Source organism: Bacillus sp. X1(2014) (assembly GCF_007678255.1).
In genome coordinates, this window is the sequence record NZ_VEED01000008.1 from 192,422 (window position 1) to 211,055 (window position 18,634).

Annotated in this window: 18 protein-coding genes; 14 read left to right on the forward strand and 4 right to left on the reverse strand. The window is 37.3% G+C overall.

Features of this window, described 5'->3' with window-relative positions; all coding sequences use genetic code 11:
- The first annotated feature begins 112 nt into the window (after positions 1 to 112).
- Positions 113 to 1,519: a GntP family permease gene (locus tag FS608_RS16575; protein ID WP_144552949.1), complete on the forward strand. Its 1,407-nt coding sequence runs from the start codon at positions 113 to 115 to the stop codon at positions 1,517 to 1,519.
- Between the two features lie 255 nt (positions 1,520 to 1,774).
- Positions 1,775 to 3,223 carry an HD-GYP domain-containing protein gene (locus FS608_RS16580; RefSeq protein WP_144552951.1) on the forward strand — a complete coding sequence of 483 codons (1,449 nt, stop codon included), beginning with the start codon at positions 1,775 to 1,777 and terminating at the stop codon, positions 3,221 to 3,223.
- Between the two features lie 55 nt (positions 3,224 to 3,278).
- On the opposite strand, the gene FS608_RS16585 is transcribed toward FS608_RS16580, so the two are convergent.
- Both FS608_RS16585 and FS608_RS16590 read right to left on the reverse strand, forming a co-directional pair.
- Positions 3,279 to 3,713, reverse strand: coding sequence for a MarR family winged helix-turn-helix transcriptional regulator (locus FS608_RS16585; RefSeq protein ID WP_260871717.1), 435 nt, complete (start codon positions 3,711 to 3,713; stop codon positions 3,279 to 3,281).
- A 35-nt stretch (positions 3,714 to 3,748) separates the two neighbouring features.
- Positions 3,749 to 4,228, reverse strand: a complete 480-nt coding sequence (locus tag FS608_RS16590; RefSeq protein WP_144552956.1) for a glutathione peroxidase — start codon at positions 4,226 to 4,228, stop codon at positions 3,749 to 3,751.
- A 164-nt stretch (positions 4,229 to 4,392) separates the two neighbouring features.
- Here FS608_RS16590 and FS608_RS16595 point away from each other — a divergent pair, with 164 nt between their 5' ends.
- From FS608_RS16595 to FS608_RS16605, 3 genes are all read left to right on the forward strand, one after another.
- Complete coding sequence (locus tag FS608_RS16595) at positions 4,393 to 4,617, forward strand: hypothetical protein (RefSeq protein WP_144552958.1); 225 nt, start codon at positions 4,393 to 4,395, stop codon at positions 4,615 to 4,617.
- Between the two features lie 150 nt (positions 4,618 to 4,767).
- The gene (locus FS608_RS16600; protein ID WP_144552961.1) at positions 4,768 to 5,178 is read left to right on the forward strand and encodes a VWA-like domain-containing protein; all 411 of its coding nucleotides are present in this window, start codon (positions 4,768 to 4,770) and stop codon (positions 5,176 to 5,178) included.
- 55 nt (positions 5,179 to 5,233) lie between these two features.
- Positions 5,234 to 5,842, forward strand: coding sequence for a methyltransferase (locus FS608_RS16605; RefSeq protein ID WP_144552964.1), 609 nt, complete (start codon positions 5,234 to 5,236; stop codon positions 5,840 to 5,842).
- Here FS608_RS16605 and FS608_RS16610 read toward each other — a convergent pair.
- Positions 5,824 to 6,903 carry a GIY-YIG nuclease family protein gene (locus FS608_RS16610; protein WP_144552967.1) on the reverse strand — a complete coding sequence of 360 codons (1,080 nt, stop codon included), beginning with the start codon at positions 6,901 to 6,903 and terminating at the stop codon, positions 5,824 to 5,826. The genes FS608_RS16605 and FS608_RS16610 overlap by 19 nt on opposite strands.
- A gap of 100 nt (positions 6,904 to 7,003) precedes the next feature.
- Complete coding sequence (locus FS608_RS16615; RefSeq protein ID WP_144552969.1) at positions 7,004 to 8,488, reverse strand: peptide MFS transporter; 1,485 nt, start codon at positions 8,486 to 8,488, stop codon at positions 7,004 to 7,006.
- Between the two features lie 278 nt (positions 8,489 to 8,766).
- Here FS608_RS16615 and FS608_RS16620 point away from each other — a divergent pair, with 278 nt between their 5' ends.
- The 9 genes from FS608_RS16620 to aroD all read left to right on the forward strand — a co-directional run bounded on the left by FS608_RS16620 (position 8,767) and on the right by aroD (position 18,477).
- Positions 8,767 to 10,098: a diguanylate cyclase domain-containing protein gene (locus tag FS608_RS16620; protein ID WP_144552971.1), complete on the forward strand. Its 1,332-nt coding sequence runs from the start codon at positions 8,767 to 8,769 to the stop codon at positions 10,096 to 10,098.
- 145 nt (positions 10,099 to 10,243) lie between these two features.
- Positions 10,244 to 11,011, forward strand: a complete 768-nt coding sequence (locus FS608_RS16625; protein ID WP_144552973.1) for a MerR family transcriptional regulator — start codon at positions 10,244 to 10,246, stop codon at positions 11,009 to 11,011.
- A 316-nt stretch (positions 11,012 to 11,327) separates the two neighbouring features.
- Positions 11,328 to 12,341, forward strand: a complete 1,014-nt coding sequence (locus FS608_RS16630) for an ABC transporter ATP-binding protein (protein ID WP_144552975.1) — start codon at positions 11,328 to 11,330, stop codon at positions 12,339 to 12,341.
- Positions 12,322 to 13,290, forward strand: a complete 969-nt coding sequence (locus tag FS608_RS16635) for an ABC transporter ATP-binding protein (protein WP_144552978.1) — start codon at positions 12,322 to 12,324, stop codon at positions 13,288 to 13,290. The genes FS608_RS16630 and FS608_RS16635 overlap by 20 nt, the downstream gene beginning before the upstream one ends.
- A gap of 50 nt (positions 13,291 to 13,340) precedes the next feature.
- Positions 13,341 to 14,957 carry an ABC transporter substrate-binding protein gene (locus tag FS608_RS16640; RefSeq protein WP_144552980.1) on the forward strand — a complete coding sequence of 539 codons (1,617 nt, stop codon included), beginning with the start codon at positions 13,341 to 13,343 and terminating at the stop codon, positions 14,955 to 14,957.
- A gap of 124 nt (positions 14,958 to 15,081) precedes the next feature.
- A complete protein-coding gene (locus tag FS608_RS16645; protein ID WP_144552983.1) occupies positions 15,082 to 16,089 on the forward strand; it encodes an ABC transporter permease in 1,008 nt (335 codons plus the stop codon).
- A gap of 16 nt (positions 16,090 to 16,105) precedes the next feature.
- The gene (gene nikC / locus FS608_RS16650; RefSeq protein ID WP_144552986.1) at positions 16,106 to 17,005 is read left to right on the forward strand and encodes a nickel transporter permease; all 900 of its coding nucleotides are present in this window, start codon (positions 16,106 to 16,108) and stop codon (positions 17,003 to 17,005) included.
- Between the two features lie 181 nt (positions 17,006 to 17,186).
- Positions 17,187 to 17,663: a shikimate kinase gene (locus FS608_RS16655; protein ID WP_144553094.1), complete on the forward strand. Its 477-nt coding sequence runs from the start codon at positions 17,187 to 17,189 to the stop codon at positions 17,661 to 17,663.
- Positions 17,664 to 17,712: 49 nt separating this feature from the next.
- Entirely contained in the window at positions 17,713 to 18,477 is a 765-nt protein-coding gene (aroD, locus tag FS608_RS16660; RefSeq protein ID WP_144552989.1) for a type I 3-dehydroquinate dehydratase, read from the forward strand.
- The last annotated feature ends 157 nt before the right edge of the window (positions 18,478 to 18,634 follow it).

Consider the following 18,634-nt stretch of genomic DNA (forward strand, 5'->3'; position numbering starts at 1 on the left):
ATAATTATTTTTTCTATTTTTACAGTACGTGTAAGCGTTTAAACGAAGAGAGAGACCTGTCTTGATTTCATCTTAGTTGAAATTAACATCCTAGGATTAGAGGAGAAATTATATGGAATTAGTCATTATATTATTAGCACTCGGAATGTTAATGTTTATCGCATACCGAGGATTTTCAGTTATCATGTTTGCGCCATTATGTGCATTATTCGCGGTTCTCTTAACAGACCCAGATTGGGTACTTCCGTTTTTCTCTAACGTGTTTATGGGAAAAATGGTGGAATATATTAAACTTTACTTCCCAATTTTCCTATTAGGAGCTATTTTCGGTAAAGTTGTAGAGATGTCCGGACTAGCTCGTTCCATTGCTTCTACGTTAATTCAATTAGTTGGACGTAAACGGGCAATGTTAGTCATCGTTTTATTGTGTGCGATTTTAACATACAGCGGTATAAGTCTAGTCGTTGTTGCATTTGCTGTTTACCCATTTGCTGCAAACTTGTTTAGACAATCTAATATTCCTAAACGGTTAATTCCAGGAACGATTGCATTAGGTTCATTTACCTTTACGATGGACGCACTTCCAGGTTCTCCACAAGTGCAAAACGTTATCCCAACTACATTTTTCAAAACAAATCTTTATGCTGCACCTACGCTGGGGATTATTGGTGCTATTTTTATCTTCGTGATAGGTATGTTGTATCTAAACTCCCGTCGTAAAAAGGCAGAAATAGCCGGCGAAGATTATTATAGCTTTGGCACAATAAAAGAAAAACAAATCGACATTGACTTGGACCAAAATGAAAGTAAAGGACGTAAAATCTTAGCATTTGTGCCAGTTGTTCTTGTTGGTGTGTTAAATAAAGTGTTAACTACTTTCATTCCAAAGTGGTATCCGAATGGTTTTGATTTTTCTAAAATTGGATTAAATTTTCCAAACATTGAAACATCTCAAGTTGTCGGTATTTGGTCAGTTGAAATTGCCCTTATTTTTGGTATTCTTACCACTATTTTATATAATCGTAAACCGATTGTGATGAACTTCAAAGATGGCATGAATATTGGTATTGCAGGTGCATTATTAGCCATCATGAACTCTGCAACAGAATATGGATTCGGTGCAGTAATTTCAAACCTTCCTGGTTTTACAATTGCGAGAGATGGAATCGCAAAATTATTTACGAATCCATTATTAAACGGGGCGGTTACAACCAATGTACTATCTGCCATTTCTGGATCCGCTTCGGCTGGTATCGCCATCTCGCTTGGAATTATGGCAGATAAATATATTGAACTAGCAACCCAATTTGGAATTCCACTTGAAGTAATGCACCGTGTCATTTCCATGGCTTCTGGCGGTATGGATACACTTCCGCATAATGGTGCAGTTATTACCCTGCTTGCAATTACAGGATTAACACATAAGCAATCCTATCGTGATATTTTTGCTGTCACCATTATTAAAACAATCGCAGCCTTCTTCATTATTGCTGTATACTTAGTAACTGGAATTGTTTAATATAACAATACTGAAGATATAGTAATGCACTTGGTAATCGATTGGGCATTTAGAATATATATAAGTATAGACCCGACTGTAATGGAGCAGTCGGGTCTTGTGAATTTATATCAAAATAAAAACTCTAAATCTCATAAAAATTATAAACAGTAATATTTCTCTAAATTAATATTAGCATTACCAAATATTCCTGTGGTTCAAGAATATACTATAAACATAGAGAGCATGGAATTAGCTGATCTTTTGGAGGAGTATATGAAAAAATACAGTTTTTTTGGACCTTTGATGGCTGTGGCAGTCCCATATTTGATTTTTGAAGCCTTTCATTTAGGGGTAATTAAGGATTTGAATATCCCTTTGCCGAGAGGGCACTTTTATATTGTTAGCCTTGTGTCCATTCTTGCCAGTATCATTGCGATTTCCGTGGGCGTCGCGGGACGAAGGATTCGAAATATTAAAATAAGTTTTCTATCATTATCATTTTTATCTCTTGGGCTAATGTTTTCGATTCATGGACTGTCTACTCCTAATTTTATCCTTGGTGTAACCCATTTGCCTGGAATCGCAGCCCAATTAAGCATATTCCTATCTACCATATGGATTTATTTATCTTCCATACCTTCAGATCATCCAATCGTTGCGTTGTTTTCAAAAGTGCAGCGGTATCTCCTGCCTATATGGACAGTTCCTTTAATATTTGTTTGTTTAATATTATTGATGAACCAACATCTCGTTTATTTTCTTCAATTAAATGCAAAACCGTTAAATATCATTATGACTAGTGTAACTATGTTATTAAATGGTGTAACCATGTTCCGCTATTATCAATCCTACAGGTTTACAAGATTTCCATTGCAACTTGCGATTGTTTATAGCTCAGGCTGGTTATTGGTTTCCCAGCTGATTATGGTCAGAGGGGTATTATGGAGTGTTAGTTGGTGGATTTATCATTTTTTATTACTTGCAGCCATGATTGTAATCATCATTGGTTTAGTGAAACAGTATGCGGTGAAAGGAACATTAGCGGAGTCAATCCGATCCTTGTTTACAAACGACCCATTTGAAAGAATAACTAACAGCATTGGTCCTAGTGTCAAGGCTCTAGTGGCGGCAACAGAAAAAAAGGACACTTACACAGCTGGGCATACCTTCAGGGTGACAATGTATGCATTGAAACTTGCCGAAGAGCTTGAATTGAAACCTGAACAACTACGTGCCATTGTTCAAGGGGGACTCCTTCATGATGTGGGTAAAATTAGTGTTCCTGATTCAGTTCTAAATAAACCGGGCAAGTTGCAGCCTGAAGAAAGGGCTCTTATTGAAAGGCATCCTGCCGATGGTTACGAAATGTGCAAAGATCTAGGCTTTATGAAAGAAGAATTGGGTATTATTAGGTCACACCATGAAAAATGGGATGGAAGCGGGTATCCGGATGGATTAAAAGGGACAAACATTCCATTTTTCGCAAGGATAACGGCGGTTGCCGACGTGTATGATGCACTGACTTCGGAACGATCTTATCGGAAGGCTTGGGCTCATAGTGAAGCTTTGAAGTATATTAAAGAAAACAAAGGGATCCATTTTGATCCTCAATGTGTTGACGCATGGGAGCGGCTCTGTATCCGCAATCCATCCGTTTATCTATATCCAGCCCAGGCTATTAAAGACCAGCCAACCATTAAGGAAATTTTTTCAATCAAATGAAAATAGAACAAAAAACAACACTGGAAACTTAAGTGTTGTTTTTTTGTATGTGGATTTATTTATTGGCAACGTTCTCGATCTTCAACTTACTATGCAATTGATTCAGCCGTTCCATCAATTGTTTATATTCCTCAAGTTCAATATGACAGGATTGTATTTTGTCACTGATTGTATTTGTTATAGCCTGCTTTTCTTCAAGAGCTTTCTTTTCTAAGTAAATAAAGACCCTTCGTTCATCTTCTGTTGAACGTTCTTTTCGTAGCCAACCATTTGCCTCCATTCTTGTAAGCATTGGAGTCAATGTTCCAGTCCCTAGACTCAATTTTTCTCCTATGTTTTTGACCGAAACACCATCCTTTTCCCATAATGCTAATAGAACCAAGTATTGAGGGTAGGTTAAGCCGTATGGTTGAAGTGCACTGGTGTATAATTTATTGAATTCACTTGCTGTTTCGTACACAGCAAAGCATAGTTGGTTTTTTAGTACCATGAAGTCTTCCAAGATGATCACCTTACTTTAAATAATTATGACAATAATTTTTTAATATCTTTCTCAATCCTGCTTGGTTCAGTCGTAGGTGCATAGCGTTCAATTACCTGACCATTAGAGTCGACCAGAAATTTTGTAAAATTCCATTTTATATTTTTAGTAAGTGTTCCTGGCTTTTGGTTTTTTAAATAAGTAAATAGCGGATCGGCATTAGCTCCATTTACATCAATTTTTGCAAATATTGGAAAGGTTACACCGTAATTTAATTGGCAAAACTGTGTGGTTTCTTCAATATCAGCGAATTCTTGGTTGTTGAATTGATCACATGGAAAGCCTAAAATCTCCAAGCCATCCTCATTGTATTTTTCATATAATTCCTGAAGTCCTTTGAATTGGGGTGTCAAACCACATTTACTGGCAGTATTTACAATCAGTAATGGTTTACCCTCGTAATCCATTATTGATTTTTCCTTACCATTTGTCATTTTTACATTAAAGTCATAAACTGTTGTCATTTAACTTCCCCCTTAATAAATGAATATATTTGTTTGAAACTAAGTCGCCTACGATTTAATCTTACACGATTTAACTGATTGTGGCAAGTTTAAAGATATTATATATGGGTTGGATATCCTGAAATAGAAAAGAGAACGATAAGGATAAAAAGGAGGTCTTTTAGATGGGATTCAATTTTTCTAATGGCAGGAATGGAGAAAAGGAAGTACTTAAAGATGTTCTTGCGGATGCAATTGAAACAGAAGAAGATTTAATGCGGACTTATCTTATAACCGCCGAGCGAATTCATGATGATGATGAACTAAAGGAGCGTCTCGAGAATTTCGCAGAAGGAAACGCCAAACGAACCAAGCAGCTGATTGATGAACTGAATGAGAACAAGGAATAGTAAACTAGAGCTCATCTAGGACAGACCAAGATGGGCCATTTTTTACCTACATATCTTGTCACTTATTACCGCTTTTATCCAATCATAACCTCCTTGTTATTAAAGCAAAATAAGATGGTTCACTTATTCATTCCAAAGGAGTTGGTTGTGTTGAAATGGCATAAAACGATCCTATCAATGATACAACAGCGTCAAGATAAAAAGGTAGCCTTAGCTGTTGACACTTCCACGAATGAAGCCCCAAGCATTTTAATCAATAACATAGTAAAACTGTTTGAACAAGTTAAACCGGATACTATATTAGTCCAAGCAGATTTTAAAATTAGGAGTACGGCCCCCATTAAAAGTGATACAATTAAATACCATACACATGGGAAATCTTCATATACTTTGGTACTTGAGTGGGCAAAAGAAGAGAATGTTGATACACTGTTTTACATTACAGATGTAACTGGTTTTATTTCTGAAGAGATTGAAAATGTTAGCTATGAAATGATATGGCTTGTACCGGGTGCTATTTTGCCAAGAGTTCCGTTTGGTAAAGCAATTAAGGTAGCATAAAAAAGAAATCCCTCACCTACAAGTGGGGGATGACCTCATTTGATTGGAGTATTCAATGAAGGAATATTATTATGATAAATTAATGGGAATAAAAACAGGTGGGGACCAAAAAGGATTTCATAAGTCATTCCATTACCATCGTTATGAGCCCACTCCTTATAGTGCGCTCGAAGAATTATTTACTTATTATAAAATTAACAGCAATGATCGAATCGTTGACTTTGGGTGTGGTAAAGGACGATTAAACTTCTTTATCCATTATCATTTTCATACAACGGTAATTGGAATTGAAATGAATAAAGATTTTTATCAGGAAGCAATTGAAAATCGAAAAAAATATAATAAAACAACTCACTCTAATAATGATAATATTTTTTTTCATTGTTGTCTTGCCGAAGAATATCAAATTGAGTCATTAGATAATCGATTTTATTTTTTTAATCCCTTTTCCATTCAAATTTTTATGAAAACCATTAATAATATCTTATTTTCGGTTGAAAATGGAAAACGGGATGTTGAAATTATATTATATTATCCATCAGAGGATTATATTTATTATTTAGAAAATGACACCATGTTTGAGTTAAAAAAAGAAATTATACTCCCTTACGTTCATGAACATAACCAAAATGAGCGATTTTTAATCTATCGATTAACCATATAGGTTTGAATTAACTTGTATATTTCATCGTCTAAGTGGTTGGAGGGGTTATGAAGTAATTGTTCCGGAATGATAAAATAACTGCAGTTGCTGCTGTTTAAATAGCTATAAATGATTTGTGCAAAGTCAATCTCTTCTCTGCTGATTTTTTTAATGGGGTTGTCATCAATCCTTATAAAAGCAGCTAAAATATTGGACTTGATTATTTTGTGGACCGATTCAATCTCAGAGGATTTGAATTTTTCACTGTAGATTATATTGTTTTTCTTAATAAGGAATAGTTTGAAAGACTGGCCCTTTAACGGTTCAATAACAGCTATATTTTTATTGCTTTCCGTAAATTCAATCACTTTTTCTTTATGAAGGAGGGAGTGGATTGCCTCCAAGGTATCTCTGTATTTCCCCGCAATTTCAAAATCGAACTTTTCAGAGGCCACTATCATTTTTTGTTCCATTTCACTGAGGAGACTTAAATCTATGCCTTGTAGCAATGCAGGGATTTTGTTTATTCTTTCATTATACGTATGGAGAGCTGCCCCTCCCATACACATCCCTAGACATAAACCCAAGGAATAGTTTAAACATGGAGTTTTCTTGTTAGAAGGGCTGCTGCAGTTCACCTTATAGAAGTCTTTCATTCCTATAAGCGCCTTTTCTACAATGTTTTTGCTTTTATATGGGCCAAAATAAAGACTTTCTGGCTTTTCTGCGTCTTTACAAATTTCCATTCTTTGGTAATCTTCATCCTTGTGAATTCTGATGTAGACATAGGATTGAGGATTTTTCATCATCCGATTAAAAATAGGTTTAATTTCTTTGATTAGTTTACATTCGAGCATGAAGGCTTCAAATTCTGTATCAGTAAGAATATAGTCAAAATCCTTTAAGCTGGCTTTCAGCTTAATGATTTTTTGTGTATGGGCTTTTGAATTTTGGAAGTATGACCGCACACGATTCTTAAGATTTTTTGCCTTTCCCACATAAATGATTTGTCCGTTGGAGTCTTTCATTAAATACACTCCGGGGGAAGAGGGAAGGTGTTTCGCTTTATCCTTTAAATACATATGTATACCTCCAATCACTATTTATATCTTATCACAAAAAAAGGTGCCGAGCCTTCATCATCCATTAACAAGGGATGAGAAGGCCAGGCACTTTTTTTAATTATTTTATCCCTTTCATGAATCCTTGGATCTTAGGTGATAACATTAATAGGATAATACCTAGGGCGATGGACGCGCCGCCAATCACACCAAAGTAGGTCATTTCTGTTTCAGGGGTGTAGAATTTAACAACTTGTGCATTCAATGCCTGTGCAGCAGCACTTGCTAGGAACCATAAGCTCATTGTTTGTGCTGAGAAGGCTGCAGGTGCTAATTTAGTTGTTGCTGATAATCCTACCGGTGATAAACATAACTCACCAAATACAACGATTAAATAACTAAGAACAAGCCACAGAGGACTTACTAATGAATCCGTTCCGCCAAGATAAGCCGGAATAAGAATAACTAGGAATGATAAACCAGCAAATAATAATGATAATGAGAACTTTTGTGGTATCGATGGCTGACGCTTTCCTAATTTAACCCAGATCCAAGCAAATACTGGGGCAAAGATGATAATGAATAATGGGTTTAAAGATTGGAACCATGCTGGTGAAATCTTAATTCCTAACCAATTTAATTGAGTGCGCTTATCTGCATAATTTGCGAGGATGGTTGAGCCTTGTTCTTGAATGGCCCAGAACATAACCGCTGCAATAAATAATGGAATATAAGCAATAATTCTTGAACGTTCAACGGCAGTAGTTTTAGGACTGCGGTACATGACAACGAAGTAAATCGTTGGGATTAAGATACCAAGGAAAGTGACAATATTAATAAAGCTAGCAAAAGTTAACAGACCGTTTGGAATTAATACGGCACATACAACAGCAAGAATAATAACTGCTAGTCCAATAATGGTGAAAACCTTTTTCTTTTCTGCAGGAGCCAGTGGATTCGCAACCATCGTTCCAGCAAGACCAAGATTTTTTTTCTTTGTTACACTAAACACGACTAATCCTAAGAACATACCTACTGCTGCAATCGAAAAACCGATGTGGAAGTTGCTTATTGACCCAACGATTAATGGAGATATGAATGCACCTAGGTTAATACTCATGTAGTAAATAGTAAAACCTGCATCACGACGTTCGTCCTTTTCGCTGTATAATTCACCTACAGCAGAAGAAACATTCGGTTTAAGCAAACCAGTACCTAGGACAATTAATACCATGGATACAAAGAACATAGCAACACTGCCAGGAACAGCAAGCGCTATATGTCCAAACATAATTAAGATTCCACCGTAGAACACGGCTTTCGAAGAACCGAAGATCCGGTCAGCCAACCAGCCGCCAATGATTCCTGACATATAAACAAGTGATCCGTAAATGGACATGATCGAAAGTGCGAGATTTTGATCAATGCCCAATCCACCTTTAGAAACTTCATAATACATATAAAAAACGAGGATGGCTCTCATTCCATAGTACGAGAATCGCTCCCAGAATTCAGTAAAGAAAAGGGTAGATAGTCCCTTAGGATGTCCGAAAAATCCCGTTTGAGGTACACTATCCACAATTTTCTGTCTATTGATGTTTGACATGTTATTACCTCCCTCTATATTATATTATAATACTTTCTGAAGTTTTGAATTGTCAAAAACATTTTTTAGTAAAAGAAGTTAAAGAAGGTTGTAAACGTTGACAATACTGAATTTTAACTAATTTAGATCGAAAAAGAAAGTTTTTTTAAAATAATAAATACATTCAGAGAAGAGGGACTTTTCACTCTACTAGAGTGATAGATAATTCTTATCTTTAATTTTGGTTTAAAAAGAGCAATCTATTCTTATAAGAAATCATCCATTACGAAAGGCGAATTATGAGTGCAGATAAAAATATTCTTGATTCATTAAATAAAATCGATTTATTTTTTCAATTATTTAACGATATGTCAGATTTAGTCTACCTTACAAAAGTGGGAGAGGACGGTCAGTTTAGCTATGTACTGGCGAATGAGCCTGCTCAGAACTTTTCGGGACTAACGTCAAAATCCTTTGGTAAGCCCTTAGACGAAGTATTACCTGAAGAAGTTTTTCATATAATCGATGAGAAATACAAGCAGGCGATAGCTGCGAAGGCGTCAATTACATACGAAGATCGGATTGTTTTCTCTCCATCATACTCAAATAGGCTGAATAATAAATATGCACCTGGTCAGTTCGTTTATTGGGAATCAACTATTACCCCTTTTTGCAATCAAGAAGAGGAATGTACCCATTTGTTGGCGGTGGTACGTGATGTAACCGAAAGAAAAGAGAGAGAAAATGAATTAAAACGGATGAATGACCGTTTTGAACTAGTGTGGAACAGTGCCGCAGATGCGATGTATACTTTTGATCGACACCAAAACTTTGTATCGGTAAATAAATCATTTACAAATTTATTAGGTTGGACCGAGGAGGAAATTCTTAATGATCGGACCATTAGTATTATTCCAAAGAACAGTAAAGAGGATTTAAAGGATATTATTAAGAGGGTTAAAAGTGGTGAAGTGGTTCCTTCCCATGAAGTTCAGCGGATTACAAAGGAAGGGAAATTAATTGATGTATTAGCATCCTATTCCCCTATTTATGATGGTATCGGAAATTGGGATGGAGCTGTGGTGGTATATAAAGATATTTCTGAAAGAAAAAAGTATGAAGAACAATTAAAACACCATGCCCTCCATGATTATTTAACAGGAATGCCTAATCGAAATTTCTTTGCAAAAATGTTAAAAGAAGAAATGACCCGAGCGGAAAAGTCTAAAAGAACACTTGCTGTGTTTTATCTTGATATCGATAAATTTAAAGTCATTAATGATACTTTAGGGCATGATATTGGTGATGAATTACTAAAGGAATTTTCAAGGCGCGTAAAAGCTTGTATTCGAGAGAAAGATTTACTGGCTCGAATAGGCGGTGACGAGTTTGGCATTCTTATTACTAACTTACATGATAAAAAGAAATCCATTGAAATTGCAGAAAGAATCTTATCCTCCTTCAGTAACAATTGGGTAATCGAGGGGCACCATTTAAAAGTAGCTTCAAGTATTGGCATATCCTTCTATTCTGATCCCTATAAACAGGATGAAAAATTGCTGCTCAAACAAGCAGATATAGCCCTATACAAAGCAAAAGAAAACGGCAGAGGTAACTATCAGGTCTATTAGAATTAATTGGGTGCCTGACACCACAGATGGACTTTTATCCATCTATGGTGTCAGGCACCCTTTTTCTAAAAAAATAGGCTTTATTGTTATTGACATTGACGTTGCGTAAAGGTGTATCGTTAGTTTTACAAGGAGGGGAAAACGAATGGAATATACTGTGCAGAAGCTTGGAAGTCTAGCAGGAGTTAGCACCAGAACACTTCGGTATTATGATGAAATTGGGATTCTTAAGCCGGCAAGAATTAATTCGTCAGGATATCGAATCTATGGTCAAGCAGAAGTAGATCGCTTGCAGCAAATCTTATTTTACAGGGAATTAGGAATCAGTTTAGAGAACATAAAAGAAATCGTAACGGCTCCTTCCTTTGACGGGGCATCTGCACTTAAAGAGCATCGTAAAAAACTCCTTGAAAAAAAGGAACAATTAGAATTGTTAATTGCAAATGTGGATAAGACAATTGCAGTAACAGAAGGGAGAATGAAAATGTCAAATAAAGAAAAGTTCGAGGGCTTTAAGAAAAAAATGGTGGATGAAAATGAGAAAAAATATGGAAAAGAGATTCGTGAAAAGTACGGCGATGATACTGTAAATAAGTCCAATGCAAAGCTTCAGAATATGACACAAGAGCAATATGAGGAGGTGACTAAGTTAGCTGAACTGATCACTGAAACCCTTGCTGAGGCTTATAAAACAGGAAACCCCGCAGGAGATTTAGCTCAAAAAGCTGCTGCTCTCCATAAACAATGGTTAACCTACTATTGGAATGAATATAGTAAGGAAGCTCATGCAGGCCTTGCACAAATGTATGTGGATGATGAAAGATTTACCGCCTATTATGATAAAGAACAGCCTGGTACGGCAGCGTTTCTAAGAGATGCCATTCATATTTATACTGGTGTTAATCCCGCGTAAGACTGATGTTTAAAACGGTATTAAGATTCCCTGTAAGACAACAATAGTCTTGCAGGATTTTTTTTATTACTTTTAGGATCTTTTAGTATTTTAGTATTTAAATTTAGGATTTTGGTGTAAAACACCAAATCGCACTTTATTACATCAACGCGGCTCTGTGTAACTGGAATATTTTGAACTTTTTTCACGTAATTGACAAAAATGGATAGTGCCTCTAAAGTTATATATGTCATAATAATTTTAAAATTTACTATATTATTATATTTCTGATAAAAGGAATACATAAAAACAAACGAATGAACAGGTAGGTGCAAATGTGGAAAAGGATCCTATTCTTCGAATAAAAGACTTAAAGGTGTCTTTTCAATCAGGGAAAAAATTCGTTCCGGCTGTCGATGGTATCAGTTTTGATTTAAAGGATGGCGAAATATTAGGGATCGTTGGTGAATCAGGAAGTGGTAAAAGTGTCACTTCTCTAACGGCCATGGGGTTGATTCCTTCACCACCAGGGAAAATCGAGAATGGCGAAATTATCTTTGAAGGTAAAGACTTGAAAAATTTATCCGAAAAAGAATGGCGCAAAATCCGCGGTAATCAAATTTCAATGATATTTCAAGAACCAATGACATCATTAAATCCGCTGTTTACGATTGGTAATCAATTAATTGAAGCGATTCGCTTACATACAGACCTTTCAAAGAAAGAAGCAATGGCACGAAGTATTGAATTATTAAAGCTTGTTGGAATCCCAAGGGCAGAAGGAATAATTAAAGATCATCCCCACCAGCTTTCGGGAGGAATGAGGCAGCGAGTTATGATTGCCATGGCTATGGCCTGCAATCCTAGGGTGTTGATTGCGGACGAGCCAACAACCGCACTCGATGTGACTATTCAAGCACAAATCCTAGCATTGATGAAGGATTTAAATAGGAAGACAAATACAACGATCATTCTCATTACACATGATTTAGGGGTCGTTGCTGAAATCTGTGAACGTGTCATTGTCATGTATGCTGGGCAAATCGTCGAGCAGGGTGATGTTAGAACGATTCTCAAAAATCCTCAACATCCTTATACGAAGGGCCTACTAAAATCTGTACCCGATTTAAGAGGGAAAACAGATCGGCTGTATAGTATTCCAGGCACAGTTCCTACTCCAGGGACGATTCATAAAGGCTGTCGATTTGCGGCAAGATGCACGGAGGCATTCGCGGAGTGCCAGGAAGAAACACCAGATTTATTTAAAATGGAAAAAGACGGACATGAAGTACGCTGTTTCCTACATACATTGAAGAAGGAGAGTGACAACCATGTCAGAGTTTCTTCTTGAGGTTAATGGGTTAAAAAAGTACTTCCCGATTACAGGCGGCCTGTTTGGAACAAAGCAAGGCGAAGTCAAAGCGGTTGACGATGTATCTTTTTACGTTAGAAAAGGAGAGACATTGGGTATCGTTGGTGAAAGCGGTTGCGGAAAATCTACCACCGGCCGGCTCCTTATGCGTTTGATTGAAGCTAGCGATGGAAAGATTGTTTTTGAAGATAAAGAGATTACTAGTTTGTCAAAGTCGGAATTAAGAAAAACGCGCCGGGATATCCAAATGGTATTCCAAGATCCTTATGCATCACTTAATCCAAGACATTCTATTGAACAGATTCTAGAAGAGCCTTTGACCGTACATGGTATTGGGACAAAAGAGGAACGCAAAAAGCAAGTAAGAGATATGCTTGAAGTCGTAGGCTTAAGCAGCTACCATGCCAAAAGATATCCCCACCAATTCAGCGGTGGTCAGCGTCAGCGGATTGGAATTGCAAAAGCTTTAATGACGAAACCGAAACTAATTATTGCGGATGAGCCTGTGTCAGCGCTCGATGTGTCCATTCAAGCCCAGGTTCTCAATCTGATGAAGGACATTCAAAAAGAATTTCAGCTTACATACATTTTTATCGCTCATGATTTAGGAGTCGTACGCCATATTAGTGATCGCGTAGGCGTTATGTATTTAGGAAGATTAATAGAGTTAGCTGAAAGTGAGGAGCTTTATGAGAATCCAAAGCATCCATACACAAAAGCACTTCTATCAGCTGTACCAATACCAGATCCAGATATTAAGAGGGAAACCATTTTAATTGAAGGAGAACTTCCCAGTCCAGCAAATCCTCCTTCAGGTTGTGCCTTCCATACACGCTGCTCACATGTGATGGATTTTTGTAAAAAGACTAGACCAGCGGAACAAAACCTAAATGGTCATTTTGTCGCATGTCACTTATATAACAAGTGATTTGCAGCATTAATGATAAAAACACAAAATATAAGGGGGTAAAAAGTCTGATGAAGAAGAGGTCTTTTAAACTGCTGTTAATATCTCTATTAGCCATCAGTATGTTATTAGTTGGCTGTAACAGCAAAACGAATGAAGAAGCAGGCGGCAAAAAAGATCCTGCCACAAGTGGCGGAGCGAAAAAGGATACACTAGTATATGGTCGTGGTGGAGATTCTACATCTCTAGATCCGATTACAACAACTGAAGGTGAAGCATTCAAAGTAACAGAAAATATCTATGAAACATTAATCCAATATGGTGACCAAGATACCACGATTAATCCAGGACTTGCTGAATCATGGGAAGTGACACCTGATGGCTTAACTTACACCTTCAAGCTTCGCCAAGGAGTTAAATTCCATGACGGTACTGATTTTAATGCAGATGCGGTTGTATTTAACTTTAACCGCTGGATGGATGGAGATGCTGATAAGTTCCCTTATTACACTATGTTTGGTGGATTTAAAAAGGATGAGGGCCACGTTATTAAAGAAGTTAAAGCTTTAGATACCAATACTGTTCAATTTGTTCTAAAACGTCCACAGGCTCCATTCTTAAAGAACCTAGCGATGTCTCCATTTGGAATCGCAAGCCCTGCAGCTGTTGAAAAATACGGTGACAAGTTTAGACAAAATCCAGTTGGGACAGGTCCATTTAAATTTGTTGAGTGGAAAGAAAACGATACGATTACACTTGAAAAGAACCCTGACTATTGGCAACAAGGCCTGCCTAAGTTAAACAAAGTTATTTTCCGTGTCATCCCTGAAAATACTGCACGTCTTAATGCTCTTGCCAATGGTGAGATTGACGTGATGGATGGACTAAATAACTCAGATGAGGCAACTGTTAAAGGAAATGCCAACCTCCAAGTAATTGAACGTCCATCAATGAACGTTGGTTATATCGGTTTAACAACTACTCGTAAACCATTTGATAATAAACTTGTTCGTCAAGCGATTAACTACGCTGTCGATAAAAAATCAATTATTGATGCATTTTATGGTGGGAAAGCTCTAGAGGCTGTCAATCCAATGCCTCCTTCCATCGAAGGCTATAATAAGTCAGTTGAGCCGTACCCATATGATTTAGAGAAAGCTAAAGCATTGTTGAAAGAAGCAGGATATGAAAAAGGATTTGAAATCGACTTATGGGCAATGCCTGTTGCGCGCCCTTATATGCCAGAAGCACAAAAAGTAGCTGAAGTTATTCAAGAGAGCTTAAGCAAAATCAACGTCAAAGCCAAAATCCAATCTGTTGACTGGGCTACTTACTTAGATAAAGCAGCAAAAGGTGAATTTGATATGTTCATGCTTGGCTGGACAGGTGACAATGGGGACCCTGATAACTTCCTATATACATTACTTGATAAAGACAGCATTGGAAGTAATAACTATTCCCAATACAGCAATGACAAATTACATGACGTTTTAATTAAAGCACAAACAGAAATTGATCAAGCAAAACGTAATGCATTATACGAAGAAGCACAAGTAATTATCCATGATGATGCGCCGTGGGTTCCACTTGTTCACTCTACACCGCTGTTAGCAGCAGGGAAAGATGTAGCAAATTACTTACCGCACCCAACTGGATCAGAAGCATTAACTAAAGTTGAATTTAAATAATCATGGCTGAAAAGGGGAGGGAGTTTAGCCTCCTCTTTTGTTAGCTAAGCACATAACTTTTGAAAAAATGGTTTTGTTGCAGCGTCTAGCTAGGCGCTTATGCTATACAGTGAGGTGAAATAATTTGTTAACATATACAGTCCGCCGGGTGTTTTCATTAATACCTGTTTTAATAGGGATGACGCTTGTTGTTTTTGCCATTATCCATGCTATTCCAGGAAATCCCGCTCAGGTAATTCTTGGTCAGAGAGCAACGGCAGAATCTATTGCCACGTTAACGAAGGAATTAGGGTTGGACAGGCCTTGGTACATACAATACGTAGATTATATTAATGCACTGCTGCACGGGGATTTAGGTGTTTCACTACGGACAAGGGGGCCAATCAACGAAGAAATATGGCCTTACCTAGCAGCAACGGCAGAACTAACTGTTGTAGCTATGTTTATTGCCATCATTGTTGGAGTTAATGCAGGGATCGTTAGTGCCTGGTTTTCCAAATCATGGTTTGATTATGTTGCGATGGTGCTTGCACTGATTGGTGTGTCACTGCCGATTTTTTGGCTTGGTTTAATGGAACAATGGGTGTTTTCTATTGAATTAGGATGGCTGCCGACGACAGGAAGAGAGAATGTAAGAGACCCTGTTTCATCGATTACTAATTTCTATTTAATAGATACTTTAATACAAGGAAGAACCGATCAGTTTATTACGGTCCTAAAACATCTGGTCCTGCCTAGTATTGCCCTTGCCACCATTCCAATGGCGATTATTGCTAGAATGACGCGGGCAACCATGCTTGAGGTGATGAAGTCGGATTATGTCCGTACAGCGAGAGCAAAAGGACTAAGCATGTTTTGGGTCGTATATAAGCATTCCTTAAAAAATGCTGTCATCCCTGTATTAACAATTATCGGGCTGCAAACGGGACTTTTACTTGGAGGAGCAATTCTAACGGAAACGATCTTTGGCTGGCCGGGAATTGGAAGATACCTCTATGATGCCATCGGATACCGTGATTATCCGGTTATACAGTCAGGGATTTTAATTATTGCGGCAATCTTTGTACTTATTAATTTAATCGTGGATTTATTGTATGTATTTGTAGACCCGCGAATTAAATATACGAAATAGAGGAGGGGAACTAAAAGTGGCGGAACTTGCAAAAAAACCGGCAAATATCACGACGGTAATTGTTGAAGAAAAGCTGACACCTCCCTGGAAAGAAGCATGGATTTCATTTTATAAAAACCGATTAGCCTTAGTTGGGTTAGGGATTGTTGTCTTTTTTATCATTATTGCAATAATTGCCCCGATTATTGCTCCTTATAGTTATAAAGAACAAGTCCTAACCGACCGAATGCTCCCGCCTTCTAGTGATCACTGGTTTGGGACAGATGACTTTGGCCGTGATATTTTTTCGCGGATTGTTTATGGTGCTAGAATATCTTTGTGGGTAGGCTTTTTCTCAGTATTAGGGTCTGTTGTGGCAGGGACATTCCTTGGAATTGTTGCTGGTTACTACGGCCGCTGGGTAGATGCAATTATCTCGCGCATTTTTGATATTATGCTAGCCTTTCCAAGTATTCTTTTGGCGATTGCAGTTGTTTCAATTTTGGGACCTTCCTTGCAAAATGCATTGATTGCGATTGCAGTTATTAATATCCCGAACTTTGGACGACTTGTTCGCTCTAAGGTATTAAGTGTGAAACAGGAAGAATATATTATGGCGGCCCGTGCGGTCGGAATGAAAGATTCACGAATTCTACTTCGTCATATTTTACCAAATAGTATATCACCAGTAATCGTCCAAGCTACTCTAGCGATTGCTACAGCCATTATTGAGGCTGCTGCTCTAGGTTTTCTTGGTATGGGGGCACAGGCACCGACACCTGAATGGGGGAAAATGCTTGCTGATTCCAAAAACTATATCACACAGGCACCATGGACATTATTCTTCCCAGGGATAGCCATTATGCTGACCGTCCTTGGCTTTAACTTAATGGGCGATGGACTAAGGGATATCCTAGACCCGAAAATGAAACAATAGATATAGAGACTCCTGTGCGGGTCTCTTTCTTTTGGTGTCAGGTACCAATTAATCATTCTTTCTTAAAAAATTGTCTAAAATCTCAAAATAGCATTATAATTATGCTTAATAATTTGTTTTATCCTATTGGGGGTTTGAGATTTTGGAGAGCATAGAAAAGAGTATTGTTTTTATTGGCTTCATGGGTGCCGGAAAAACTACGATTGGCAAGAAGGTCGCGGCTAAACTTAACCGTGAATTTATTGATATTGATGAAAGAATTGAAAAAGAGTATAACATGCCGGTGTCTCAGATTTTTACTGAATTTGGTGAGACCGAATTTAGAGATAGAGAAAAAAGCTTAATTGTGAGTCTAGCAGAACAGAAGCAAAAAGTTATTTCTGTAGGCGGAGGTGCCTTCCTTCAAAAAGAGATTAGAGAGACGTGTTTAGCATCTTGTATTGTGATTTTCCTCGAACTATCATTGGAAGCCTGGAAGGATCGATTAGAATTAATTATTGATAGCCGTCCGGTATTAAAAGGAAAGTCAATGGAAGAAATGGGAGAGCTTTTTTATAAAAGACAAGATATTTACAAGAACCATCATGTAAAGATTTCCACCGATCATAAAAGCGCGGAGGAAATTGCGGACCTAATTGTAAAAGAAATAAATTCTTAGGTGGACAAAACTTTTAGAAGTTTCAAAAGATCAATAAGGAGTGGGGAAAATGCCTAAAACTATTACTGTTAGAGACCTCACAATTGGGGAAGGGATACCAAAAATCTGTGTGCCTTTAGTGGGGGAGACAATTATACAACTAAAGGAAGAAGCAGGTTTTCTAAAAAATATTGACTTAGATCTGGTCGAATGGCGTGTCGACTTTTTTGAGCATGTAGAAGACATTGAGAAAGTGAAAGAGGCGCTTATGGAAGTTCGCTCAATCCTGCCTAATACACCACTCATCTTTACTTTTCGAAGTCACAAAGAAGGCGGCAATAAAGAAATTCCCACATCGTTCTATTTAGGTTTAAACGAGGCCATTGCAGAAACTGGCTTGGTTGATATCATTGATGTTGAATTATTCAATGATGAAAATGAAGTCAAGAAGTTGATTGAAGATGCTCATGCGAAAAATGTCTTTGTTATCATTTCAAACCATGATTTTCATAAAACGCCTTCAAAAGAAGAAATTATCTTTCGGTTAAGGAAGGCACAAGAATTAGGGGGAGATATACCGAAAATTGCTGTGATGCCAATTAGTTCGGCAGATGTGCTCACCCTCCTAGATGCAACAAATACAATGAAGGAGCAATATGCGGATCGACCATTCATAACCATGTCAATGGCAGGTAAGGGCGTCATTAGTCGATTAGCCGGCGAAGTATTTGGGTCAGCTCTAACATTTGGAGCAGCAAAAAAAGCCTCAGCACCCGGACAAATCGCAGTTAAAGAATTAAGAAACGTTTTAACTTTGCTGCATGAAAGCCTATAAATTGTTAAAGAACACTCAATTGAGTGTTTTTTATTTGGCTCGATATGCATAAAAAATGAATATTCTTCCATCATTAAATGTAAGCGTTTACAAAAAATAAAGCAGTAATTTTCGTTAAAAACAGAAAATTAAGCTATTTTTCCATTGAATATTTATA